Source organism: Plantactinospora sp. ZYX-F-223 (genome assembly GCF_039649625.1).
Lineage (GTDB): Bacteria > Actinomycetota > Actinomycetes > Mycobacteriales > Micromonosporaceae > Plantactinospora.
Genome location: NZ_JBDJAV010000186.1, coordinates 1 through 765, shown reverse-complemented (window position 1 = coordinate 765; position 765 = coordinate 1). Strand labels below are relative to the sequence as shown.

1 protein-coding gene is annotated in these 765 nt (G+C 70.7%); it reads right to left on the bottom strand.

The features are described 5' to 3' along the window. Nucleotides 1–604 (bottom strand): LLM class flavin-dependent oxidoreductase (locus tag AAH979_RS43095; protein WP_346263889.1); only part of this gene is annotated, 604 nt, incomplete at its 3' end. Nucleotides 605–765: the final 161 nt, after the last annotated feature.

Here is a 765-nt window from a genome sequence, read left to right as displayed (position 1 = left end):
GCAGGCGTGCGACGGCAGGCGCCACGTCGGCGGGGCCGATGAGGGAAGGGAACCAGCCGTCGCCGTGGTCCAGAACCCGGCGAAACGCGGTCTCGGAACCACCGACGAGAACGGGCGGCATGGCGGCGGCCGGGGCCTGGACAAGCGGCGGCCGCCCCTCGACCACATGGACCGGCTCGCCGGCCAGTAGCCTGGGGAGCAGTGCGAGCGCGACGTCCGTGGCCCGGCCTCGCCCCTGGGACTCGACGCCGAGGGCCTGCCAGAACGGCGTGCCGGGGAAGCCTCCCGAGCCCACGCCGAGCAAGAGCCGGTCGCCTGACAGGTGTTGAAGCGTCGCGATCTGGGCCGCCAGCCACGGGACTGGGCGGATCGGCACTACCAGGACGCTGAACCCGATTTTCACCCGCTCCGTGACCGCTGCGGCAGCGGCCAGCGTGAGCGCAGCCTCCAGCGCGGGTGTGCCGTCCCCGAGCATCAGGTCGGGGACCCACAGCGACTCGAACCCGAGTTCCTCGATATCACGGGCGGCCTGCATGATCGTGGGCGTGGCGGGCTCCGGCAGAGCTGCCATGGGCGGGACGGTTCCGATGTCGATCACGCTCATACCGGCCATCCTCAAACATGAAGCATGGTTGACATCAAGCCGGACACCATCAGGGGGAAGCCCATGTTCCCTCCGGCTGTGTCAAAGCCGCCGGACTCCTCACGCGGCCGACACCCCCTGCTTCCCGAGGAAGCCCGAGAGCGCCGGCGGCCGGACGCTAG